This window comes from Vibrio sp. Vb1574 (genome assembly GCF_033338675.1).
This window is the reverse complement of the sequence record NZ_JAWOTC010000004.1, coordinates 82,195-107,661: the sequence shown is the minus strand read 5'-3', so window position 1 is coordinate 107,661 and position 25,467 is coordinate 82,195. Positions and strand designations below refer to the sequence as shown.

The window sequence follows — 25,467 nt, the reverse complement described above, 5'->3', positions numbered from 1 at the left end:
TGTTTTTTAAATAAATACAGCCAGATAAGTTCTGGCTGTATCATTCTAGGACAATTTAGGACTTAGTGGTTAGATGATTACCACCAAGCTTCAGCTTGTACACCGAACTGGAACGTATCGTCTGAACGACCGTTGTCAAATGTGTTTGAGTTGTCTTCTTTGTCAGCCGTTAGGTAAGAAGCGTAAACACGGATCTCAGGACGAGCCCAGAAGCTAGAGCCAGCAGACCATGCTTGAGCAACAGTTAGCTTACCGTATTTGTTTTCTTCGCCGTCGTTATCGTCGATAGCGTAACCAGCTTCGAAAATAGTTTTGTGGTTGTCATCCCATTTGTACATTGGACGAACAACAACAGACATTGTTTCCCACTTGTCTTGGCCAGCCCACATGTCTTCACCAACACCGTACACTAACTGGTGACCCATTTCCCAGCTGTCGCCCATGCCGATTACACCCCAGTTGATTAGGCGGTAACCAGATGCACCGTTGTCAGCTTCTGCGCCGTACCAGCTACCGTCGCCGTAGAATGCCATTGTTTTAGAGTAACCTTCAGTACCGTACTGAAGCACTGTTTTGTTGAAACCAGCGTCTAGACCTTGAGTCAATTCTGCTGTGAACATTACGCCGTTTTTCGCATCTTTAGTGCCGTTTGGCGCAGCGTCAGTTTCGTTAAGAATTGCGTAGTTCAAGCCCATTTCTAGAGAGCCGTTGTCCCATAGAGGAAGACCTGCGTAACGTACGTCTAGAGTGTTTACGTTTGTTGCGCCACCATCGTTGCCTGGGTCTGCGATATCGCCGCGGTCGTTACGAACCCAAGCGAAAGAAACTTTACCAGGACCAGCTTCGATACCTTCAACACCAGCGCCCGCGCCAGAGATGTTCCAGTAGTAGAAGTCAGAGATATGAATGTCGTGACGTTGGTAGTAGCGTTTACCTGCCCAAAGCGTTGCTTCAGGAGCAAAGTTTAGTAGGCCTTTAGCTTGAACGTTGAACTGACGTAGTGCGAATTGTGCATCGTCTACACATTTCACTTCGCCGTTATCCAAACCACAGTTAGCAGAAGTGCTTTCCCAGTCGTTTGAACCGTTAGAAGTCATTGCAACCATAGAGTCTACGTAGAACGTTTTGCCGTTGTTGTTGTAAACTTCTTTACCTAGTTGAATCTCGCCGTAGATATCGCTTTCATTACCTAGACGACCGATCTTGTTCTTTTCGAATGTTAATTGTTGACCACCGTCAGCGTTCACGCCAACGCCAGCACGCATGTAACCGTGGAAATCCACTGCGAATGCAGAACCAGCAGCTAAAGTTGCAGCTACAGCAGCAGCAATTGCACTTACTTTTTTCATTCTTAACTCCATTAAGGGTATTTATAATTCTGTCTTCCCTGCTCACTCTTTTAGGTGAATATAGGCAGTAAAAACACACCTAAAGAAAGAGAGGTAAGATGGGAACGAATCCCCGTTTGTTTCAACAGTTGTGAGATTACCCGAGGCGTACAAGGATGACTTCCTCCGCCCTAAACTAATTTAAGGGGGATGAGAAGGGAGTAGAAAATTTACCGAATGGTGTTTTTTCGAGTCAGATCACCAATCTAGGGAGGAATTAGTAAGTTTGTTCGGTTTTGAGCCGCTACAAAGTGATAGCCATTTCATATTTTTGACTCTAAGCCGTCACATAAAGTAATTAAATTACACGAATATTTTTATATTTAGGGTGGTTGACCTTAGTAAGACAAAGTTTTTAACTTATAGTTTCCTAAAGGTAGCAATAAATATTAAATAAAGTATCTCCGATGACACGACTTCTCTCTCGCCCCTACCCCCTGGGCGCAACATTAAATAAAGAAGGCTGTAACTTCTCTATTCATGCTCCGGGCGTAAAAGACATTCAACTGGCATTGTTTGCAGACGATGGCAGCTACGAGCTTCGCGGTTTACCGAATGAATACGCTGGCATACGTCATACTTTTATTCCAGATATTAAGCCGGGGCAAAAATACGGTTATCTTGTCTCCCACAAGGACGAGCCACTGTTAATTTCTGATCCGTACGCAAAATCAATAGATAAAGCCCTCCACTATCACCCTCCCTACTCTCCAGCCAAAAGTTTCGATATGCCGAAGTGCGTCGTTATCGAAGATGATTTTGACTGGCAAAACACGGATCACCCGCGTATACCCAGAGAAGAGATGGTGTTGTTTGAGACGCACGTCAAAGGGCTTACCCAACGCCACCCAGAGGTTGAAGACAAGCTGAAGGGGCGCTACTTAGGTCTTGCATCACCTGAAATGCTGGCCTTTTACAAACAGCAAAACATCAACACGCTGCAATTGCTACCTGTCGCAGCATGCATGCATGAGCCTCACCTACTAGAGATGGAAAAGGTCAATTATTGGGGATACAACCCTTATCTCTTTATGGTGCCCGATCCGCGCTACGCAGAACAAGACGCCGTTACGGAATTAAAAACAACAATTCGCGAATTGCATAAAAACGGTATCGAAGTGATTCTCGACGTGGTTTACAACCACACTGCTGAAGGTGGTGAAGGGCCTACAATCTTCAACCTGAAGGCCCTCGATTCCTGTTTTTACATCAAACATGGCAACCACTTCGCCAATTACACTGGCTGCGGAAATACAGTCGATCTCACCTACCAACCAGCGTTAAACCTTGTGATGGATACATTACGCTACTGGGTTAGCGAATTTAAAGTCGATGGCTTCCGTTTTGACTTGGCTGCAACGTTAGGTCGACAGGGCGATGATTACAACCCAGAAGCAGCTTTCTTTAAAGCCGTTGCGCAAGACCCAATTTTGCGTGAAACCAAATTGATTGCCGAGCCTTGGGATATTGGTCCAAATGGCTACCAAGTGGGTAACTTTCCATTTGGTTGGAACGAATGTAATGACAAACTGCGTGATATTTCCCGCAGTTTTTGGCGCGGTGATCAAGGCTATTTAAAAGAGTTTGCCACTCGATTAATGGGCTCTCGTGACATTTATAGTGCAGCGAACTGGCCATACAAACTCACCGTAAATTACATCACGTATCACGATGGCTTCACACTGCAAGATTTAGTGTCTTACAAGCACAAACATAACGAAGCCAATGGCGAAGAAAATCGCGACGGTCACGGTGACAATCGTTCAGAAAACTACGGTGTTGAGGGCGAGACAGAAAATCTGATGATCATCGCCACGCGTGAGAAGCAAAAACGCAACCTTATTGCTAGCTTGCTGTTTGCCTTCGGTATCCCACACATTCTCACTGCTGACGTGTTGTCTCACACCCAAGGTGGTAACAATAATGCCTATTGCCAAGACAACGAAACCAGTTGGCTGAACTGGGAAGAGACAGAACGTAAGCAACATTTCAAAGCATGGATGTCACAAATGGTCGCCAACCGAAATCAATACATGGTGCCATTTATCCGAGCTTTCAGTGGCGAAAACCGCAATAACAACCGTATTTTCTGGCGCCGTACAGACGGTCGCTTAATGGAGCACGATGATTGGAACCGTTTAAGCTCTGTCGCACTTCACCTTGGTATCGGTAAAGAAGGGCAAGAGCTGGTTTACCTCATCAACCAAACTAACGCCACAGCGCGCTTTAAGCTCCCCAATGAGCGAAAGCAAGAATGGGTGACGATCTGTGATACAAACGTACGTAACCTCAACCCAGGACATGCTGAAGGCGAAGTCTTGCTCTCACCCACCTCGATGGTGATTTTGCACTATCAACCAATCCAAAGCACACCAAAAGGTGAGCAAACGCGTAGCTAAGTTATAAACGCTCCAAAAAAGGAAAGCCGATGCATCTCAGTGCTTCGGCTTTTTTGTTGGTTAGATGTGCCTAACTCATTATTCGCAAGGCGGCGCTAGGTGAATCAAAGCTAACCCACCCTGTGACGTCTCGCGGTATTTCTTGTTCATGTCCTTGCCCGTTTGGTACATGGTTTCAATCACCTTATCCAACGAGATCAAACATTTACTATTACGCTTTAGTGCCATGCGAGATGCATTGATCGCTTTCATTGCACCCATTGCATTACGCTCAATACACGGTACTTGCACTAAGCCACCAATTGGGTCACAAGTCATGCCTAGTGAGTGCTCCATGGCGATCTCGGCCGCAATACAAATTTGCTCATTACTACCACCACGCAGCGCGGTCAAGCCAGCTGCCGCCATAGAAGAAGAAACACCGACTTCGCCCTGACAACCTACTTCGGCACCCGAAATAGACGCATTAGTTTTGTACAAAATGCCAATCGCACCGGACACAGCAAGGAAGTCTTTAAGCTGTTTAGTATCAAGCTCTTTGATGAAGCGATGGTAGTACATCAATACCGCCGGAATCACACCCGCCGCACCATTAGTTGGCGACGTTACGACTTGTCCACCAGCCGCGTTTTCTTCACTCACAGCAAAAGCAAACAGGTTAATCCAATCCATAATTTCCATTGGATCGTTTTCGATTGCTGCATTTGCTTCAAGCTTCTTCAACAAGTTTGGCGCACGGCGGGTCACGTTCAAACCGCCATCCAAAATACCTTCTGTTTCGAAACCACGCTCCATGCAACGCGTCATCACACGCCAGATCTGTTCTGCGCGTTGATTGATGGCTTCCATTTCCTGAAACGCTTGTTCGTTTTTCAGAATCATGCCGCCGAGGCTCATGCCGTTCTTCTCTGCCTGTGCCAACATTTCGTCCGCACTGGAGAATGGAAACTCAACTTCAACGGGAGCAGTCGCACTGCCATTTTGCAGTTCATCCGCCGTTGCGATGAAACCACCACCGATTGAGTAGTAAGTTTCAAACCCAACCTGATTGCCGTGCGCATCTAACGCAGTAATCGTCATGCCATTCTCATGCAGAGGAAGGTTCTCTTCATGGAACAACATGTCCGTTTTGTAGTTGAATTCGATTTCATGACGGCCATCGACAGACATCATGCCCTCTTCAATCGCCTTGCGCATCGCTTTATTCGCAGAAGCGATTTTGATGGTATCTGGTTTGTTACCCAACAGACCCAAAATCGTTGCGCGGTCAGTATGGTGACCAATCCCCGTTAACGAGAGTGAGCCGTATAAATCGACTTGAATACGAACCACTTTTGCCAAGTTCGATTCAATCAAACGAGTGAAGTGGTAACCCGCGATCATTGGACCATTGGTGTGAGAGCTAGAAGGGCCCACACCAATCTTGTAAATATCAAAGATGGACAGCATAAACTTACCTATTACGACAATGCAGCATAAAGCCAATCAGGGAGAACCATACAAGCAGCGATGGTCGCCACAGCGAACACCAATAGCCCGTAATGGCTTGCGGTTGGCTTTGCAAAAAGATGTTTTTGATTATTGATAAAAATATGTTGCTCGGCAGTCACAGCGCCCCAACGACGGCTTACTAACACACCAAACAAAAGGAAGACAAACGTACCAATTGGCGCGAACCATGGCCAAGCCACGTCGAGATACATGGCAGTAAACACCGCAATCACACTCATGATACTGCCAACGATCACGCCTTTCTCATTGGCTTTCGCCCAGAATAAACCAAGCACGAATGAACCCAAACGGATACCAACAAAGATGGAAGTCAGGCTAGCGATGGTTTTGAGTACCGATTCATTCGATACCGCCAGAAGAGCTGGCACTACCACCATGGCCGCAGCGAGCAAACTCATCTTTCTTGCGACTTTTTCGTAGTGCTCATCATCGGCACTCTTGCGAACGAAACGCTTGTAGATATCGAACGTCGCGACGGTCGCCATCGAGTTGTAGGTCGAGTCCAGCGTCGACATTGCGGCCGCCGCCAATGCGGAAATGATCAAACCAACCACAATAGGGTTAGTGTGGTTGAATACAAAATCCAAAATCACTTCGTTGCTGTTTTCAAACGATTGATCTTGATAGAAAACACTCAAAAGAACACCGAGTACCGCGAAGAACAAGTACACGAAAAACGCACCGTAACCACACAACAGCATCGACTTCTGCGCCGTCTTTTCACATCTCGTCGCTAACGTACGTTGGATGATCAATTGGTTGGTGCCGTACACACTCAAATGCAAAAAGCTCACGGCAACCACGCCAGCCCAGAGTGTGGTATCCACGCCCAAATCAAAGTCTAAGTTGATGATATTCAAGTGATCACGAGAAAGGTAATCTGCCGCATTAATCTCTGTCATTAGAATGGCAAAGATAGCGATGCTGCCTGCCACCAATACTGCAGATTGCAACATATCGGTCCAGATAACCGTGGAGATCCCGCCCGCATAGGTATAGCAAGCGGTGAAAATACTAATGTAGATAATGGCTTCAGAAATACTGATAGGCAGAACTTGCACTAAGATCAGCGCCACGGCATACAAAATCACACCCGCTGAGATACATTGAACCACAATGAACACAATCGAGTTGATGGTTCTTGCATACACCCCAAAGCGGTGCTCAAGGTATTCATAAATCGAAGTCAGACCCAGCTTATAAAAAACAGGCACAAAGAAAATAACAGTGAAAAAGATAACGATGGGATAGTTAAGGTGAATACTCATCGCTTCCATGCCAGAGCTATAAACCCAACCAGGCATCCCTACAAACGTCATCGCACTAATGTAAGTCGCAAGTATCGAAACACCCGCCGTAAACCAGCCAAATTGCTTTCCACCCGTGGAAAAGTCGCCACCATTGCTGTAGCGCTTATTCACTAAATAGCTGATTAGTATGGTAATTGCTACATATAACGCAATCACCACAAAACTTGAGTACGTAACCATTTTAAGGTTTTCCTAATTCTGGGTAGCTAATTATTATGCCCAGATATTACTGTAAAAAGGCATTTTTAAACGACAATCCCACTGTAAGTGTGATTATTATCACCAATATAGGCGAAAATGTATTCAAAATCGCCAAAAACGCCGATTAGTGAGATCCTTGTCACTAAAACCCACAAAATGGGTACGCATTCATTTTAAAATTGATTTTGATCACGGATCTAATAACCTTAAAAAAACTATGATTCACCCCGACACGAAATCGAAGATGATCCAAATAAGATCGTGTTCATTAAGTTTGAATAGCAACAAATCCTAAGTGAAATAGAGGTTTATCGGTCATGAATGCCAAAAGACACATGAGCGAAGTTCCTATGATTCAAAGGGTAGCTGCCTATCTAGCGATACTGGTTGGTTACTTTTTCTATTGTTATAACTTTGTAATTATTGACTACGTACGCCCATACATCGTTGAAGCGTATGATGGTATTAGCCTATCAGACACTGCCCAGTTCTATACATGGCAGTCGGTTGGTGCACTTATCGGTGCATTGAGCTGTGCTTGGTTCGCAACAAAATTTGGTAAGAAATCCACTCTTATTACCATCACAGCCCTAAACGGTGGCGCAACGATCATCAATATGATGTTCACCGACTACGCAACATGGGCAGCAATGCGTTTCATCATTGGTTTGTCACTGGGTGGTTACTTCACCGTGGCAGTAAGCCTAATGATCGGCCTATTTACGCCAACGGTACGTGGTAAGTTGACGGCATTCGCGTCTTCTATGTTCTCTGTAGCACTGATGGTAATGGGTGCGTATGCAGCATTTATTGCAAGCATTGATGCACCATGGGAAAGCCTAATGCTTGTAGGTGGTATCCCACCATTGGCAGCCGCTGTGGTCATGATCTTTGTACTACCTAGCGACAGCAAAGTGATCGCTTACGGTGAAGAAGAGCAAGCAAAAGTAGAAGAATCAAATGCACCAGCGAAAAAAGGCTCTTGGGGCGAAATGCTAAGCAAGCCTTACCGTAAGATCACACTAACGTGTCTATTACTGGCTGGCCTTAACTTCTACGGTTTCCAATTCTTTGGTGGCTTCGTAACCACATACCTACGTGATGTACGTATGTTCGACGGTGCAACCATCGGTCTCATCTTCTCTATCTCAGCATTTGGTTCACTGTTTGGTGCGTGGTTCTGGGGTTGGGTAGCTGACAAATTCGGTCGTAAGGTGAACGCGTTTGGCTTCATCCTAGCGGGCATCATGGTTTCAATCTTCTTTGTTGCACCTGGCGACATGGTGATTGGCGGCCTAAACATGCTGGCTCTACTTGGTCTGATTTACAACTTCGGCCTGTCTTCTTCAGCGGTATGGGGTGGTTACTTCTCAGAACTGTTCCCAGCACACCTACGTAGCTACGGCGCGGCGCTATTCCACGGTGGTCGTATCCTCGGTATGTGGGCACCAATGGTACTTATCTTCATCCAAGAGCGTACCGACCTACAAACCGCAATGTGGGGTTCACCAATCGTATGGATCCTTGCTGGTCTTCTATGGCTATCACTGCCAGAGACACTAAAAGGCGGCGTGTTCGATAAGAGCAAAAAAGCCGAAGCAGCAAAAGCGTAACTGAATTTCAAAAACTCCGGCTGGCTCCCCGGCCGGATGAAAAAACTTAATTTCGAGTCCTGTTCCCAAAGCCGACTCGACAGCAAATAAGAGAGTTTATTATGTCTAAATATCAAGAAGCGAAACGCGTTGTACGTGAATACTTCAGCGCAATGGAAAACGCAACTCACGAGAACGTGGCAGAAGTACTAAAAGCACACACTTCAGAAGATTACCTATGGCGTGGTGTTTACCCATTCCGTGAGCAACAAGGCGCTCAAGCAGCGGCTGACGTTTTCTGGGCTCCTTTGATGAAATCAATGACTCGCATGCAGCGTCGTCAAGACATCTTCATCGGTGGTGAGAACGAAGTAACATCAGGTGAAATCTGGGTAATGAGCATGGGTCACTTCATGGGTCTATTCGACGCTGAATACCTAGGCATGCGCCCAACTGGCAAAATCATGAACATCCGTTACGCAGAATTTAACTGTGTTGAAAACGGCAAGATCACTAAGACTGGCCTATTCCTAGACCTTCTAGGCGCGATGGACCAAGCGGGTTGTTACCCACTACCACCATCAACAGGTAAGCACTTCGTATACCCTGGTCCTCGTAACCACGACGGTCTACTGTTCGAAGACGCAGCACCAGAAGAAGGCGTAGCAACACTAGCACTAGTGAACAAGATGGTTGATGACCTATCTGCACTGAACGACAGCGGCGCTATGGGTTGCCCACCAGAAGTTCTTGAGAAGAGCTGGTCTAAAGACATGATCTGGTACGGTCCATGTGGTATCGGTGCGTCTTACACAATTCCTCGTTACCAACAGCAGCACCAATTGCCGTTCCGTAACAACCTGAAAGACAAGAAGTTTAACGGCCACGTATGTCGTTTCGCAGAAGGTAACTTCTCTTGTTTCTTCGGCTGGCCAAACCTATCTAACACGCCAATCGGTGGTTTCCTAGGTATGACAGGTGGTGAAGTACGTGCAGACATGCAAGTGGTTGACGTTTACTACCGTGACGGCGACAAGCTATCTGAGAACTGGGTACTGATCGACCTTCCTTACTGGCTAAAACAGCAAGGTCTAGACGTGTTCGAGCGTACTCAACAGATCCTAAACCCTTCTCTATAAGAAGTCCTAGGGGCGGATTGTCAACCCGCCTTTATGTTGCCTGAATCCCCTCTCGGTTCAGGTGACATGCTCCCAACTCGTGCCTCAAGGATGGGGCACAACCTCAAGATAGAACCCTTATTCAAAACGGGCATGAACGCACGGTGGCTTTCTGCGCCCTGAATAATGAGATTGATGATGAAAAAGTCGACCCTTTCTGCAGTGATTTTAGCAGCGCTTACTTCTAGCTCAGCCTTTGCTGCACACACTTTTGTTAATGACGCTGGCGACAGCCTAACCATCGATGGCCGTTTCGATCTTCGCTACCAAGACCGTGGCGGTGATGACAACGGCGAATGGAACAGCGGCAGCTCACGTTTCGGTTTGAAAGGCCAAATGGGTCTGGATAACGGCTGGACTGGTTTCGGTCACGCGGAATGGGGCTACAACTCTGGCGCGAACGGCGACAACATTTACGACCGCTTGCTATACGCAGGTGTTGATCACGAAAAATACGGCAAGATTGCTGCGGGTACTAAGCAGTGGTCTACCTTCTACGACGTAGCATGGTACACCGATTTAGGTCGTGTATTCGGTACTCGTGGCTCAGGTGTTTACAACCTAGCTGACTGGGGTATCGCTTCCGGTGCTGGTCGTGCAGAAAACTCAATTACGTACCGTAATTCAATCAATGAAAAAGTGAGCTACGGCTTTACTTACCAAACCACGCGTGAAGATGTTGCTCTAGCAAGCAATGCGACAGCCTCACTGAAAAACGGCATGGGTGCGTCGATCACTTACAAACCCGTTGATGGCGTAACACTTGGTGCGGCTTACCATCAAAATGAAGTTGCGGATCTAGACGCAAGCGTGGTTGGCGTAGAAAACGGCGACAACATGCGCATCATGCTATTGGGCGCAAACTACAGCAACGGTGGCTTCTACGCGGGTGCGACATTCCACGTTGGCGAAAACTGGGAAGCAGTGAGCCAAGGCGGTACGGACGTAATGTTCGATACCCTAGGTGGCGAAATCTACACTTACTACCACTTCGATAACGGCCTACGCCCAACGTTGAACTACAACTACATGGAAGATCGTGGTGACGAGACACAAGGTTACGAGCGTAACTTGCTGATCCCTGGTCTTGAATACCACTTCCAGAAGAACAAATTCCTAGTTTGGACTGAATACCAGTTCGATCTAGGTAAAGATCAGTACGATGGCAGCAAATTCGAAAACCGTGATGATCAATTCGCGGCAGGTATTCGCTACTACTTCTGATAATACTCATCGCTCACCACCTATACCCAAGTAACCTTAAGGTGGTGAGTGATGAAGTTCTTATCAACACTAAGCAAAGTTATCTTGAAGCCAAGTAGTCATCACTTCACTAATAATTAAAGGCTGCTCAAGCGTAGATAGATGCCCACACTCAGGGATAACATGAAGCGTGACGTTTGGGATGCATCTCTCCATGAGCAGATGATTGTCTAGCGGACAAAGCTTATCTTCTTTACCTGTTATCACCAACGTAGGAACTTGAATGTCCGCCAATAAAGGTCGCGCATCCGGGCGAGTGGCTAACGCTTTAGCATGTGCTTCAAATGCCTCCAAACCTACATTGACCGCCATGCCTTCTATACGCTCAGTTAACGCTTTGTCTTGCAAACGGCTTGGATGAATCAGCACAGGCATCAGAGTGTCAGGCGTAATGCGTTCAAACTCACCACTTAACGCACGGCTAACCAGTGCATCACGCTTTTGTGTCACCTCTGGCTTTTCATCTGCTGCATTGGTATCCATGAGGATCAAGCCTTTGACTCTGTTTGGCGCTTGACGGTACACCTCAAAGGCAAGAATCCCACCCATTGATAAGCCCCCCAAGACAAACTCCCGCGGTGCGTCTTGCAACACTCTCTGCGCCAGCTGTTCCATTGACGGCAATGAAGCCAGCGTCGGGCATGTAGGCTCAACCCAACTTGGCAACGCTCGGTTGATATCCTCAAACAATGTGCCATCACAAAGTAGTCCGGGTAGCCAAACTAACGAGGTGGGTTGCGTCATTTTATTCTCCTGCCAGCGGCTTTGGTTGATCAGAGCCAAGAATGCAATACGTCAAACTATTACCACGCAAGTTCGTCAGTGAGTATGACGCACCTTCTGGAACATTCAGCACATCACCGCGCGTTAAAACAACACTCGCTTGTTCGCCTTGATGCGTGAGGACCACTTCAGTATCGCCATCAAAGTTGATAAGCACTTGTTTTTCTTCTCGCCAGTGTTGAGGAATCGAGCCACCTTCAGAAAGCTCATAAGCCATGATGCTCACTTCATCTTCACTCTTTACTTGGAAGTCATAACTCGCCAAAGGATGACCCGTTAAGGCGTATTGTTTCACGTTGCTTCCGCTGAAATCGCCTTTGATTTCACGATAATCTTTTTGCAGAGCGACAAATGGCATCATCTCTTCTGCGGTGTAGGTATCGAAGGTCGCGAGCTCTTCTTCGGTAAGCAGCGGCATCAATTCTGATTCTTGTGGCACCGGGTCGCCATTAATGGTGTCCACGAGTGTGCCATCGGCTTTGAGGTATAAACCATAACCTTGACTGTCTTTAATAACGTTTGGATGCCAAATAACGCCGCCACCTGAATCGTCGCCGCCAAGTACCGAGAACATAAAGCCGTAATCGCGGCCAACCACTTCAAATCCACGGAAGAGATTGGTTGGAATCGAGATGACGTCACCGTGAGACAACACCGCTTCATGCTCTCCATCGTTCCCCCAATAAAAACGGAACTGACCTTTGAACACCAAGAAAAGCTCGGCGGTACGATGAGAGTGCAACGAATTTTTGATGCCCGGCGGTTGGCCTGCGGCACCAATGTTAAAGCCCGCCGTATCGCGAATATGAACATGCTGACGACTGCTCTCTGCCACCCCTGCACCGATAATGCAAAAGTTATCTTTGAGATCACTGCCTGGCGTGCGCGCATCAATAAACGCACTCGTACCCGGAATCAGTTCCATGTAGCGGACCAGGTTATTATTCATTTTAGATTGTAGAGTCATTGTAAATCCTTGTTGTCCTTGTTTGGACCTAGCCTTTGAATTGTTAGTTACAGACCTAAAGGTCGCCCACCATCAACCGCGATGGTATTGCCTGTCGAGAAGGTAAGAAGATCTGCCGCGACGTACACGGCTTGAGCGACTTCTTCATCATTGGCTAAACGCTTAAGCGGTGTGGATTGTTCTTGTTGATTACGCCATGCGTCATCCAAGCCTTTGACAAACTCAGTGTCGACAAGCCCTGGAGCAACAGCCAGAACTCGAACCTCGGGAGACAGAGCGCGAGCTAAAGAACGGGTCATGTTCTCCGCGGCAGATTTACTTGCACAGTAAGCAATGTTGCTCCCCATCGCAGTCTGTGCCGCGATAGAAGTAATGTTCACCACACAACCATTGGCTTGCTTAAGCCAAGGCTCAAACGCTCGAACCATGGCAAAAGGCGCACGGACGTTCACTTGGAAAATTTGGTCAAACAGCTGGTCATCTAAACTTTGCAAATCAGAGTGCGCGACGAATTTCGTCATCCCCGCACAGTTGACCAACAAATCCAGCTTGTCGCTTATTTCACTGACTTGATGTTTAAGCTGTTCAATCGCACTAGAATCTGCCACGTTCAATTTGAATGCTAGATGCTCGTTACGTGGCAGCGAGGAAAGCACATCCTCGGCCGCTTTCTGATTACTGTTGTAAGTCAGAATCACGCGATATCCCGATTCAGCTAGCTTGCGACAAATGGCGGCACCCAGTCCGCCACTGCCGCCTGTGACTAAGGCAAGTTTCGACATATTACGCCTCTTCCACTTTGCCTTTGTAACGGCGCACACGAATATCCGCTTGCTCTTTGTGGCCAGCAAAACCTTCGAGTGCACACAAGCGAGAGCAGTACTCGCCGACTTTTAAGGATGCCGCTTCCGTCACACGCTGGTAAGTACAAGTCTTGATGAACTTCCCTACCCAAAGACCACCGGTATATCGTGCCGCTTTCTTCGTTGGCAGTGTATGGTTGGTACCAATACATTTGTCGCCGTAAGAAACGTTGGTTTCACGACCTAGGAATAAGGCACCGTAGTTGGTCATGTTATCTAGGAAGTATTTAGGATCTTCCGTCATCACTTGAACGTGTTCAGAAGCGATATCGTCTGCCACTTCCACCATTTCTTCGTAGCTATCGCATACGATCACTTGTCCGTAATCTGCCCACGCTTTACCCGCAACTTCCGCCGTTGGAAGAATAGTTAGCTGACGTTCAATCTCTTTGATAGTTTCTTTTGCAAATGTCTCGCTGTTGGTCAACAAGACAGCGGGAGAGTTGTAACCGTGCTCGGCCTGACCAAGCAAGTCCGCCGCTGCCAATTCAGGGTCACAGCCTTTCTCATCAGCAATGACTAAGGTTTCAGTTGGGCCTGCAAACAAATCGATACCGACGCGACCAAACAACTGACGTTTTGCCTCTGCTACAAATGCGTTACCCGGCCCTACAATCATATCGACCGGTGCAATAGTCTCCGTCCCCAGAGCCATTGCACCTACCGCCTGAACACCACCGAAGCAATAGATTTCATCCGCACCCGCCATTGCCATCGCAGCGACAATCGCCACATTCGGCTGGCCATTAAACGGTGGCGCACAAGCAATAACACGTTTTACGCCCGCGACTTTCGCCGTCAGTACACTCATGTGAGCGGATGCAACCAATGGGTATTTACCGCCAGGGATGTAACAACCCACGCTGTTGACTGGAATATTTTTATGCCCCAGTACCACACCAGGCATGGTTTCTACTTCGACGTCTTTCATTGAGTCACGTTGAATTTGAGCAAAGTTTCGAACTTGTTGCTGAGCGAACTCGATATCATGACGAGTCGATTCATCAAGCGCATCCACACAGGCCTGGATTTGCTCTTCTGACAGGCGGAATTGCTCCGGCGACCAGTTATCAAACTTTTCAGACAACTCACGTACAGCGCTATCACCTTTCGATTCAATATCAGCAAGAATGTTTTCAACAATCTGACGCACTTTTGCGTCGTTTGATGCTGATGCTTCTTCAGTGATTCCGTTTTTTAAAATGCGTGCCATTGGGTTTCTCCTTGAACATTGAGGCTGACGAACGGTTATTTTTATGCGTTTGGATACGAATGCAAAATCAGATTAAACACTTAATTAACATTTGACAAGTTAAGTCAACAAACCACAAAAATAATCCTTAAGCCTTTGTATTGATTAATTTAAACAAATAAAATCAAGTAATAAGCACCTTGATTGAGTTTAATTTTTAATCAAAAATGAGTTTTAGATCACATCATTTTTACTCATCATTTACATTTCTACATGTTAGTTTTTGCATACCTTTGCAAAGGAGAGAATTATGAGCAATTTTAAGCAACGTCTGACTAAAGAAACGCTATTAGGTACATTTGTTAAAACCCCTCATCCTCACATTATCGAGGTATTGGCACTGGCAGAGTTGCCTTTTGTGGTACTGGATGCAGAGCACGCACCTTTCGATCGTTCCTCGCTTGATCTGTGCATCATGGCGGCCAGAGCGAATGACCTCGCGTGCGTGGTACGAGTACAAGACAGCGCCCCTTCAACCATTTTGAACGCGCTTGACTGTGGCGCGGCGGGTGTACAAATTCCCCATGTTTGTACTGCTGAGCAAGCGACGCAACTGGCGAAAATCTGCCATTACGGAGAAGGTGGCCGAGGGTATGCTGGTTCCAGTCGAGCAGCGCAATACGCCACTAAGCCCATGGTTGAACACTTAAAAGACAGCCGTGCGAATACGATTGTCATTGCACAAATTGAAGACCCTCAAGGGGTTGAAAATGTTGAAGCGATTGCCAATGTTGAAGGAATTGATGCGCTCTTCATTGGCCAAGTTGATCTCACTGTCGCTTATGGTGCTGATAGCGTTCATGATGAGAAAGTCGCACAAGCAAGTATGCGAGTAATCGAAGCGGCCAGAGCCGCCAATAAACCTGTTGGCATGTTTGTCGCGACGGCTCAACAAGCTCGGGAATGGCGTGAACTCGGCGTTAGCTTCTTTTGTGTTGGGTCTGAACACAAAATGATCATTGATGGCTTCAAACAAGAGAGAAATGTGATGAATTCTTGAGTTTTCTCTGATATTTACGCCTTATCAATGTAATGCTCTAGACACAGAAATCCCCTAGCCCATACACTCAGCACGTATGAGAAGGTTCAATGGCCTTAAATAAGGAGTATCACCATTAAAGCGAAAGTAACTTCGATCGACGTCGCGAAGATGCTCGGCGTCTCTCAATCGACGGTATCTAGAGCATTCAGCCCGACTGCGAGTATTAGCGAGAAGAAACGCAAAATGGTGATGGATGCCGCAGCTAAGCTCGGATACACACCGAATGCCATCGCCCGAGGTCTGATTTCGAGTCGTTCAGGCTTAGTGGCGATTGCGTTAGATAGCGAATCAAACCCAATGTACGACATGCAATCTCGTGCTTTGGCTGTCGAAATTCAAAAGCGAGGCGGACAAGTTGTGCTTTGCCCTATCGACAAGGACGACCTCGATCTCGCCATTTCACGCGCCATTGAATACCAAGTGGACGGACTCGTTATCGCCACCAGCCGTTTAACTTCACGCGCGTTTGCCCAATGCGAAAAGTTTGGCGTTCACTTAAGCTTGATCAACCGCTACGCCGAAGGCATTAATGCCAACAGCTCTGGTATTGATAACCGCTTGGCGGGCCAACAAGCAGCCGAGTATTTAACGCAGAAAGGCGCAAAACAGTGTGCTTACATCAGTGGCGATGCTGGCTCCATGACCAGTGAAGAGCGTTGGCTGGGTTTCTCTTCAAAATTGCAAGAACTCGGCTCCCCGTCACCAACCTTTATCCAAGCCAAGTACAGCTTTGAAGCAGGCTTAAAAGCGGCGAAAGCGATCTTGTCGCATACCAGTAAACCCGATGCAATTTTTTGTGCAAACGACATCCTCGCCATGGGTGTGATGGATGGCTTGCGACAAGCCGGAGCAAAGATCCCCCAAGACTTCTCTGTGATGGGTGTAGATAACATTCCGATGTCTGCATGGCCGAGCTATGATTTGACCACCATTGCTCAACCAGTCGACAAAATTGTTAAACGAGCGGTTGAAGACTTGATGAATCGAATCAACGGCAACCTGGATGCAACTGGCGAATACCTTTTCGAGCAAGGCACCTTGATCGAACGTAGTAGCACCATTTAATAAATCCATTTTTATTCATTCTTCATAAACAAAATGTCTTACTTTCAAGTAAGGCATTTTCTGTGATCGCGATTAAATTTTCACCAATCGTTATTTAATTCCTCATCAATTCATCAATTTTGTTATTGACTTGTTACTTTAATGTTTTATTTTGGATTCGTATGCAAAATGGATATGAATTGCTCAACTAATTTATAAAAACATAAAAAGTTGTGTGACTTGCCGACGAATGCCCATGGCAGGTCATACCAGAAACAAGGAAGAACGATGAAGAAAGCAATCCTTACTTCACTTACCGCACTGGGGCTTGCATTTAGCAGCATGAATACGTTTGCAAACAGTGTTATTCGTCTTGCTCATGACAGTCAAGAAACCTCTCCCGTACACAAAGCAATGCTCTATTTCGAACAAGAAGTGGAAGCTCGCTCAAACGGTGAGATAGAAGTTGAAATCTATCCGGCAAGACAACTAGGCGATGTGCGTGAGACGACTGAACTCGTACAGCAAGGCAACTTACAAATGACGTTTGGTGCGTCAGTTTTACTCTCTCCCTACGTCCCAGAGTTTAACGTGCTCGACGTGTTCTACCTTTTTGATAGCGAAGAGCAAGCACACAAAGCGCTCGACAGTGAGAAGATCGGACAACCATTGTTGAATGCTATGGAATCAAAAGGCTTTCATGGACTTGGCTTTATGGAGGTCGGCTTTCGTAGCGTGACCAACAACAAACAGCCAATTGATAGTATTGAGGACCTGAAAGGGCTAAAGATTCGCTCGGCATCTAACCCCACTCAAATAAGCGCGTGGAAATCTATTGGTACTGCGCCAACACCTCTGTCTTGGGGAGAAATTTTTACCTCGCTCCAACAAGGTCTGATTAACGCTCAAGAAAGCGGCATCTATTCAATTTATGCCGAACGCTTTTATGAAGCGCAGAAATACCTCTCTTTGACTAACCACATTTACACTAACTACGTGCTGTTCATGAACAAATCGTTTTGGGATTCACTTCCTGCAGAGCAACAGGCGCTGATCAGTGAAGTAAGCAAAGAAACCATCGCAAAACAGCGTGAGCTCGCCGCGCAGCAAAACCAAGAAGTAATCAAAGAGCTCGAAGCAAAAGGCATGACGGTTAACATCGTCCCAGACGAGGTACGCAGCATCATGAAAGAGAAAATGAATGCGGCCGTGTACCAGGACTTGCGCAGTAAAACGGGTAAAGACTTGTTTGACAACGTGATGGCCGAGATAGAACGCCTATAACTCCCACTCTTTTGCACGATCTGGCAACAGGTCGTGCTTTCTCGTTTTGGAGGTGAACATGAAGTGGTTTCGCTTACTAGACAAATACCTAGAACCAACCCTTATCGTTATCGCGATCTCAACGATGACAACTTTACTGTGCTTGCAAATCGCCCTACGCCTGTTCGATGCAACGATCGCGTGGGCTGAAGAGCTGGCTCGTTATTTATTCGTATGGGCGATGTACCTGAGCATCAGCTACTGTATCCGAGATGATCGACACATCCGCATTCGTGTGTTCATCGATAAACTTCCGGGCAATTGGACGCAATTCAGTTTGATTGTCTCTGATCTTATCTACCTTGCCTTTAGTGCAACTGTCGCCTGGTTTGGATTTAAGGTTATAAACCGCAGCCTGCAACTCGGTCAGATTGCACCCGCAATGGAAATTCCTATTGCGTGTTTGTATGCCTCTGTTTTAGTTTGCGCACTATTAAGCTGCGTGCGCCTAGTGACAAGCATTTATCAACGTGTGAACGCGTGCTCCACCAGCAATGAACGAGTTCGCTTTTCTCGCCAACGCTATCGCCATATCAAAGCAAAGTATCGTACTTCTAACCGACTATTGGAGTTTAACGCATGACGTCTGCACTTTTGTTTGGCAGCTTTGGTCTGCTTCTGCTCATTGGCGTTCCGGTCGGTATTGCTCTGGCGGCAGCCAGTATGGTCGCGATACTCAGTCTGCCGTTTCTTAACATTGAGTTTTTAGTCCAAGGAATGGTAACAGGGCTCGACTCTTTCCCTCTCCTCGCCGTCGTTCTATTTACCTTGGCAGGTAACCTTATGAGCCAAGGAGGGATCTCAAAACGATTATTACACGTGGCGGAGGTCTTCTTTGGCCACTTTACTGGTGGGCTTGGCATCGTCGCCATTGTGGCGTGCATGTTCTTCGCTTCCATCTCTGGTACAGGGTCTGCCACCGTTGCCGCTATCGGCCTGACGATGATTCCCTCTATGGTGAAGAAAGGCTACGACCGCAGCTTTGCCGGTGCCTTGATCGCCTCTTCCGGCGGGATTGGCGTCATTATTCCACCCTCTGTGGTGATGATCGTCTACGCGATCACAGCTGAAGTCTCGGTCACCAAGATGTTCATGGCGGGCATCATTCCTGGCTTGGTCGTCGGTATGGTATTGATCGGCTACTGTCTAATTGTCTCAAAAATGCGGGGCTACACAGGTAACGAGCGCAAAGCGACCTGGGCAGAGCGTCTTGATGCGCTAAAAGAAGCCAGTTGGGCAATGCTACTACCCGTGATCATTCTCGGCGGTATCTATTCCGGTATCTTCACACCTACCGAATCAGCCGCCATTGGTGTGCTCTATGGCTTATTCTTTGGCATGTTTGTTTATAAAGAGCTCAAACCAGCGCAAGTGGTGAAAATCATTCTAGAGTCGTCACTGTTAGTTGGCGCTGTGCTCGTCATTGTGGGTGCGTCCGTGACGTTTGGCCGCATATTGACCCTAGAACGTCTACCGACCGAGATCGCTCAGTTCATTCTATCGATTACCGAAAACAAACTGCTGATACTGCTTTGCATCAATGTTCTGTTGTTGCTTGTCGGTACCTTCATGGAAACGCTGGCGGCCATTGTTATTCTCACACCAATTCTGCTACCCATTACGTCAGCACTCGGCATGGACCCCGTTCATTTTGGTATCGTGATGATCGTGAACTTGGCCATTGGCTTTGTTACGCCTCCTTTAGGTGCCAACTTGTTTATGGCAAGTCAGGTAGGCAAAGTACCGATAGAGTCGCTCTCTAAAGCCATTATGGGCTGGATTGGGGCAATGATAGTGGCCTTGATGTTGATTACCTTCATCCCTGCCATCTCGCTATCGTTACCTGCGCTTTTATCCTGATCGTTGCACTCATAGAGCGCTTATGACTGTTATAGCCACTAGATAAACACCTTTCTAGTGGCTTATTCGTTATTTACTTCCGATTTAATAAAAAAGCCTTTAAGCATTCGTATGCAAAAGGAAAATTTGAAAGATATAAGGATAATTGACACCAAAATAGCTGAATATTAGCGATAAAGTCTATTTGGGTGCCTTGATCTGCATGATTATCAGTTTTGGCTTAATCATTTGTTTCCATTCAAACAGATAAAAATAAATTAAGCGATTAAAAAACAATAAGATATTAGGAAATTCATACAAAAAACTTTGACCTCCTTTCTTATTAACACGTCTCGATAAGAGATAGCTTCCATCTCTCCTGTACTTTTTTAGTTTGTTTTCCGCTCAATTGTTAAAAGTCTGATCATCAGCACGCTATTTAAACAATCAAAAAACAATCCGTTGACAAAATGGCAACATGATATATTTTGAATACGTAATCAAAACATAATTATTCAATTACGGAGGTGATTTATGGCCATGGTTGGCTTCGATGAAAAGTGGCGTGATTTTCCCGACTACATTCTTGGTATCACAAAAGAGATTTGGGAAGACCGAGGTTTAAACACCTTAGAACACTACTACTCTCCCGACATTGTTGTGCGTACTCCACTCTCTATCGTTCAAGGAAACGAAGGGGTGATCAGTGCAACAATGGCGACACTGGCCGAGTTTCCCGATCGCACGCTATATGGCGAAGACGTCATTTGGTCAGGCACCCCGGAACAAGGCATGCTTTCTTCTCATCGAATCATCTCTACTGCAACACACAGTGGCAACGGCTTCTACGGGCAAGCCTCGAACCGCAAACTTCGTTTCCGTATTATCGCAGATTGCCACGCTATCAATAACCAAATCAATGACGAATGGTTGGTTCGCGATCAAGCCGATATCGCGAACCAACTGGGCATGACGTCAGAAGAGTTTGCACGCCAACAAATCGAATTTGAAGGTGGCGTGGAATCAAGCCCATTTCCGTTCACACCTGAAGTCGACATTCCTGGACCTTATTTGGGCGTAGGCAACGACAACGAATATGGTCATCGATATGAAGCAATTCTCAGAAGCCTTATGAATGCCGAGTTCTCAATAGTACCGAAAGAGTACGACCGCGCTTGCATCGGCGAATACACTGGCGGTCAAACTGCCCTATCACACTCGGAAGTCGATCATTTTTGGATGGCACTTCGTGCGTCTTTCCCAAATGCTCAATTTACCGTTCACCATCGTATTGGCCGAGATGACGACATGATGTCACCACGCGCGGCAATTCGATGGTCTTTGCACGGTAAGCATGAGGGATATGGGATGTTTGGTAAGCCTTCAGGAAAAGAGGTTTACATCATGGGGATCAGCCACGCTGAGTTTGGCCCTTGGGGTCTTCGTCGCGAATTCACTTTGTTTGACGAGACCGCAATCTGGAAGCAAATCCTGCTTCAGCAAGGCTAACGGCTGACTAAACACTATTTATTAAAATCACGGACAGTAAGGAAGCAACATGTCACTCAACATCATCGAACAGTTCTACCAGAACTACTTCAAAGCCGCAGACATCGAGCAAAAACAGGCCGCTCTGCAAACTTTGAACCCTGACGTAAAATGGTGCGTGGCGCACCCTGTGAACGATCTTAATGGCCCAGATGCAACCCACGAATCTTTCCTCTCACCACTTGTTAATGCTTTGCCTGACGCCGAGCGCCGACCAATAATTGTTATGCACGGCGAATACGAAGGCCGCACTTGGTACAACTCTACCGGCTACTTTATCGGTACATTTGAACAACCACTGTTTGGCATCCCAGCAACAGGGAAAACACTCTACTTGCGTTACACCGAAATGGTGTGTGTGGAGAACGACCAAATCACCGAATCTTACATGATCCCAGACTTCATCGACGCGATGAATCAAGCAGGCTGCAACCCTCTTCGTAAAAGCTTAGGTCACGATGGCTTGGTTCCTTCTCCTGCAACTTCTAACGGTATTCAACAATCTGTTGTGTCTTTGGAAGAAAGTGAAAAGAGCGCCCAGCTGGTTGAAGATATGCTGTCTTGCTTGGGTCGTTTTGATGGCAAAGATCTTTTCTCGATGGATTTAGAAAACTACTGGCACAATGACTTTATGTGGTACGGCCCTGCTGGTATTGGTACTACGCGCGGTATCAAAGGTTTCCGTAACCACCATCAAGCGCCATTTGTGTTTGCCTTCCCTGACCGAAGTGTCGATATTGAGGTCAATTTTTTGGCCAAAAATGACTACGTATCCACAGGTGGTTGGCCACATATGCATGGTACTCACACTGGTCACAGTGGCTGGCTCGGTCTCGCCCCGACAGGAAAACACATCGAACTTCGCGTTATGGACATTTGGCGACGCGAAGGCGATTTACTGAAAGAAAACTGGGTGGCGATCGACATCGTTCATATCCTGCTGCAACTTGGCTATGACGTGTTTGCACAAATGAAAGAACAGTTAGAAGGACCTAATTATGCATGAGTTTGGCGCACTTAACTGGAGCATCCTTGGGGGATACATAGCCCTAACGCTAGTATTGGGTGCGGTGATTGGTAAGCGAGTAACTTCAGCTAGCCAATTCGCTTTGGGTGATAAGAGCATCCCTTGGTGGGCGATCGGTATTTCTGTCGTTTGTACTTACGTGAGTGCCATGTCTTTCCTTGGTGGGCCAGCTTGGTCTTACAAAGAAGGCCTGTCGGTTATCGCGATTCACCTCAATTATCCGCTGGTGATCTTCTTCATCGTGGCTGTGTTTATGCCGTTTTTCTACAACAACGGTTTAACCTCTATCTACGAGTATCAAGAACGACGCTTCGGCAAGGCTTCACGACTGACTTTGTCGTTTATCTTCCTTATCAAACAAGCATTGAGCTCGGCAGCCGTACTCTACGCGACAGCAATGATTTTAGAGTTCATTACTGGTATCGACGTGATGTACTGCATCATGATCGTCACTGCAATTGCCCTTATCTACACCGTAATGGGCGGTATCGCGGCTGTCATTTGGACCGATGTGATTCAAGCAGTAATCTTATTTATTGGCGCATTCATCATCATTGAAGCCGTTTGGAATGGCATGCCTGCTCCAATGACGGAGGTCATGGCAGAACTCAAAGCGAAAGGAATGACCGATGCCCTACAAACAAGTTTTGACCTAAGCCAAGTAACGACTGTATGGGCCGGCGTTATCGCAATGACGATGTTCCACACCACCGTGTATGGCGGTAACCAGATGATGGTACAACGTTGTATGGCCGCGAAAAACATGGGCGATGCGAAAAAGGCAATGTTGATGATGGGCTACGTGGCCTTCTTTATTTACTTTGTCTTTATCTTGCTTGGCGTCCTATTCAACGCTTATTACGACGGTAAAGAGTTTGAAAACGGCAACACCATCATTCTTCATTATGCGAGTGAATATGGAATGCCAGGCTTGATGGGCATCATTGCCGCTGCGATTCTGGCGGCAAGTATGTCGAGTCTCGATTCCGCATTTAACTCAATGGCGACCGTTTCTGTGGCTGACTTTTACAAACGCTTCTACAAGCAAAACGAGTCGGAAGAGCATTACTTAAAGGTATCGCGTTTCTTCACGGTGGCGTGGGCGATTTTGGTCATCATTCCAGCGATCATGTTTGCCACCAGCACAGGCTCGGTACTGGAAGTGCTGAGTAAGGCAGGCTCTTACTTTGTCGGTGCGAGCTTCTGTATGTTCGTCCTTGGTTTCTACTCAAAACACATTACGGAAAAAGGCTTGTTAATTGGCGTTGCTGCTAGCTTCTTGGTGATTTGGTATGTAGCCGTTGCGACCGATATTGCGTGGCCTTGGTATTGCGTGATTGGAGTCCTTGTGAATGCCGTTGTCGCTTACATTGCTAGCCTTCTCCTGACGGGTAAACAAGATGAAATGCATCTTTACACAGTGAAAGGCCAGCAAGCGGAATATGCTCGTCTAAATAAACCAATCAAGGAAGATGGTTGGTATGTCGTTCCCGGCAAAATCGATGCTCCATGTTATGGCTTACTAGTGATGTTTGTATTCTCGATCGTGATGCTTTGGGGGATCAACGCGTTTACCGACAACGCTCCTATGCTGATTAACTTTATGCGTGGCTGCTCTATTCTTGTCGCTACCGCTTGCATCGGATACATGGGGTATTCACTCCTCTCCCCAAAATCAAACAAGCAAATTAATGTTCTTTACGCAGATACTGTACGTCCAACAAACGGACAGTATCTACGCTCTAGATCTAGTGCTAGCTCAAAGCAAACCAAATGGGTTAACCCACATTTTGCTTTTTAACACTCCAAAGCCATTATTCTACTTAGGATACCCCGTCAGAACATTTATGAATACGTACCTATTTATGCTAGTCTTATGACCTCAATTACTGGCAACTAAGTTTTATTCATGAAATCAATTAAACACGTAGTCACATCAAAAGATGTGGCAAAGATGGCAGGCGTCTCTCAATCTACTGTATCGCGCGTGTTTGTTCCGGGTAGCTCAGTATCCGAAAAGACCAAGCAAAAAGTCTTTGAAGCGGCTAAAGCCCTTAACTACCGCCCTAACGCCTTTGCACGTAGCCTGACCACAAACGAATCGAAATTGATAGGTTTGGTGTTTCCTGATGCGGATTACCCTATCCATATGAAAACACTGCAATTAATTTCCAGTGAGTTACAGAAAAAAGGTTATTCTGCCGTATTGATTCCATGGCAAGTGGATGAAGAAGAGGGCCACTCAATCCCAAATATCTTCCAGTATCGCGTCGATGGTGTCATTGCTGCTTCCGCAACCTTCAATAAGTCCCTTTATGAAGAATGTGAAGAGTTTAATATCCCAATTGTTCAATACGCACGAGTTGTTGAAGGTACTAGGAGTAGCTACGTTATCAGTGACAACTACGAAGCAGGCCAACAAGCCGCGCAACTTCTGCACAAAAGTGGCGTGAAGAACGCGGTTTATTTGACGGGAGAAGTGCCAACCTTTACGAATGACGAACGCCAAAGCGGCTTCTGCTCTGAATTTGAAGACCTAACCGGCAAGACGCCACGCATCATTGAAGCCAGCTATGACTACGCGAGCTCACTTGATAAAGTCCGTGCCATACTGGCAGACAAAAATCGGCCTGAAGCAGTGTTCTGTGCAACCGATAACCTTGCGATGGCGGTCATGGATATCGCCCGTATAGAATGCGGGTTGAGGATTCCTCAGGACTTACAAGTCATTGGTTTTGATAATATTCCTCAGACAGAATGGTTAAGCTATCAATTAACCACGTTCCGCCAGGATTTCCGTCGCCTCGCTCGCGAGTGCGTGAAGATCATTGTTGATCAAATTAATACGAAAAACGGCAGCCTAGTAAAAATGATGGTGCCAGTGAAGTTAATCGAGCGCCAGACAACAAAAGCTTAAATAGCTATAGCCAGCCATT

19 protein-coding genes and 1 pseudogene are annotated in these 25,467 nt (G+C 46.6%); 13 read left to right on the top strand and 7 right to left on the bottom strand.

Annotated features, from left to right (window positions below):
• Positions 1–77: 77 nt before the first annotated feature.
• The gene (locus tag R7O12_RS04580; protein WP_005374784.1) at positions 78–1,349 is read right to left on the bottom strand and encodes a maltoporin; all 1,272 of its coding nucleotides are present in this window, start codon (positions 1,347–1,349) and stop codon (positions 78–80) included.
• Positions 1,350–1,795: 446 nt separating this feature from the next.
• On the opposite strand from R7O12_RS04580, the gene glgX reads away from it, so the two are divergent.
• Complete coding sequence (gene glgX / locus R7O12_RS04575; RefSeq protein ID WP_213906959.1) at positions 1,796–3,787, top strand: glycogen debranching protein GlgX; 1,992 nt, start codon at positions 1,796–1,798, stop codon at positions 3,785–3,787.
• A gap of 78 nt (positions 3,788–3,865) precedes the next feature.
• Here the strand turns inward: glgX and R7O12_RS04570 are convergent, their stop codons facing one another.
• Both R7O12_RS04570 and R7O12_RS04565 read right to left on the bottom strand, forming a co-directional pair.
• On the bottom strand, positions 3,866–5,236 hold the full coding sequence (locus R7O12_RS04570; RefSeq protein WP_318103791.1) for an L-serine ammonia-lyase: 1,371 nt from the start codon (positions 5,234–5,236) through the stop codon (positions 3,866–3,868).
• An 11-nt stretch (positions 5,237–5,247) separates the two neighbouring features.
• Entirely contained in the window at positions 5,248–6,789 is a 1,542-nt protein-coding gene (locus R7O12_RS04565) for a sodium:solute symporter (protein ID WP_318103794.1), read from the bottom strand.
• Positions 6,790–7,127: 338 nt separating this feature from the next.
• On the opposite strand from R7O12_RS04565, the gene R7O12_RS04560 reads away from it, so the two are divergent.
• The 3 genes from R7O12_RS04560 to R7O12_RS04550 all read left to right on the top strand — a co-directional run bounded on the left by R7O12_RS04560 (position 7,128) and on the right by R7O12_RS04550 (position 10,804).
• The gene (locus R7O12_RS04560; protein WP_045390635.1) at positions 7,128–8,423 is read left to right on the top strand and encodes an MFS transporter; all 1,296 of its coding nucleotides are present in this window, start codon (positions 7,128–7,130) and stop codon (positions 8,421–8,423) included.
• Between the two features lie 101 nt (positions 8,424–8,524).
• A complete protein-coding gene (locus R7O12_RS04555; protein ID WP_005374772.1) occupies positions 8,525–9,541 on the top strand; it encodes a nuclear transport factor 2 family protein in 1,017 nt (338 codons plus the stop codon).
• 177 nt (positions 9,542–9,718) lie between these two features.
• Positions 9,719–10,804 carry a porin gene (locus tag R7O12_RS04550; RefSeq protein ID WP_017634480.1) on the top strand — a complete coding sequence of 362 codons (1,086 nt, stop codon included), beginning with the start codon at positions 9,719–9,721 and terminating at the stop codon, positions 10,802–10,804.
• A 69-nt stretch (positions 10,805–10,873) separates the two neighbouring features.
• Here R7O12_RS04550 and R7O12_RS04545 read toward each other — a convergent pair whose 3' ends face one another.
• Genes R7O12_RS04545 through hisD form a run of 4 tightly spaced genes read right to left on the bottom strand, consistent with a single transcriptional unit; the run spans position 10,874 to position 14,669 of the window.
• Positions 10,874–11,587 carry an alpha/beta fold hydrolase gene (locus R7O12_RS04545; RefSeq protein ID WP_182016037.1) on the bottom strand — a complete coding sequence of 238 codons (714 nt, stop codon included), beginning with the start codon at positions 11,585–11,587 and terminating at the stop codon, positions 10,874–10,876.
• Between the two features lies 1 nt (position 11,588).
• Complete coding sequence (locus tag R7O12_RS04540; RefSeq protein ID WP_186585589.1) at positions 11,589–12,593, bottom strand: cupin domain-containing protein; 1,005 nt, start codon at positions 12,591–12,593, stop codon at positions 11,589–11,591.
• Between the two features lie 47 nt (positions 12,594–12,640).
• The gene (locus R7O12_RS04535; RefSeq protein ID WP_318125654.1) at positions 12,641–13,375 is read right to left on the bottom strand and encodes an SDR family oxidoreductase; all 735 of its coding nucleotides are present in this window, start codon (positions 13,373–13,375) and stop codon (positions 12,641–12,643) included.
• A 1-nt stretch (position 13,376) separates the two neighbouring features.
• On the bottom strand, positions 13,377–14,669 hold the full coding sequence (gene hisD, locus R7O12_RS04530) for a histidinol dehydrogenase (protein ID WP_215810067.1): 1,293 nt from the start codon (positions 14,667–14,669) through the stop codon (positions 13,377–13,379).
• 289 nt (positions 14,670–14,958) lie between these two features.
• Between hisD and R7O12_RS04525 the strand changes: the two genes are divergently transcribed.
• The 9 genes and pseudogenes from R7O12_RS04525 to R7O12_RS04485 all read left to right on the top strand — a co-directional run bounded on the left by R7O12_RS04525 (position 14,959) and on the right by R7O12_RS04485 (position 25,448).
• The gene (locus tag R7O12_RS04525; RefSeq protein ID WP_005374748.1) at positions 14,959–15,708 is read left to right on the top strand and encodes an HpcH/HpaI aldolase family protein; all 750 of its coding nucleotides are present in this window, start codon (positions 14,959–14,961) and stop codon (positions 15,706–15,708) included.
• A gap of 150 nt (positions 15,709–15,858) precedes the next feature.
• On the top strand, positions 15,859–16,815 hold the full coding sequence (locus tag R7O12_RS04520; protein WP_206957627.1) for a LacI family DNA-binding transcriptional regulator: 957 nt from the start codon (positions 15,859–15,861) through the stop codon (positions 16,813–16,815).
• 267 nt (positions 16,816–17,082) lie between these two features.
• Positions 17,083–18,078: a TRAP transporter substrate-binding protein gene (locus R7O12_RS04515; RefSeq protein ID WP_182016039.1), complete on the top strand. Its 996-nt coding sequence runs from the start codon at positions 17,083–17,085 to the stop codon at positions 18,076–18,078.
• Between the two features lie 58 nt (positions 18,079–18,136).
• Positions 18,137–18,700 (top strand): TRAP transporter small permease, encoded by a 564-nt coding sequence (locus R7O12_RS04510; protein ID WP_206957626.1) that lies wholly within the window; start codon positions 18,137–18,139, stop codon positions 18,698–18,700.
• A complete protein-coding gene (locus R7O12_RS04505) occupies positions 18,697–19,977 on the top strand; it encodes a TRAP transporter large permease (RefSeq protein WP_005383432.1) in 1,281 nt (426 codons plus the stop codon). Before R7O12_RS04510 ends, R7O12_RS04505 begins: the two co-directional genes overlap by 4 nt.
• 513 nt (positions 19,978–20,490) lie before the next feature.
• Positions 20,491–21,465, top strand: coding sequence for an ester cyclase (locus R7O12_RS04500; protein WP_064376319.1), 975 nt, complete (start codon positions 20,491–20,493; stop codon positions 21,463–21,465).
• Positions 21,466–21,514: 49 nt separating this feature from the next.
• The gene (locus R7O12_RS04495) at positions 21,515–22,510 is read left to right on the top strand and encodes an ester cyclase (protein WP_017634491.1); all 996 of its coding nucleotides are present in this window, start codon (positions 21,515–21,517) and stop codon (positions 22,508–22,510) included.
• A pseudogene (locus R7O12_RS04490) lies at positions 22,503–24,215 on the top strand (sodium:solute symporter family transporter); the annotation flags it as partial. The gene R7O12_RS04495 and the pseudogene R7O12_RS04490, both read left to right, overlap by 8 nt.
• Before the next feature lie 225 nt (positions 24,216–24,440).
• Positions 24,441–25,448, top strand: a complete 1,008-nt coding sequence (locus tag R7O12_RS04485) for a LacI family DNA-binding transcriptional regulator (protein WP_017820101.1) — start codon at positions 24,441–24,443, stop codon at positions 25,446–25,448.
• Positions 25,449–25,467 lie beyond the last annotated feature (19 nt).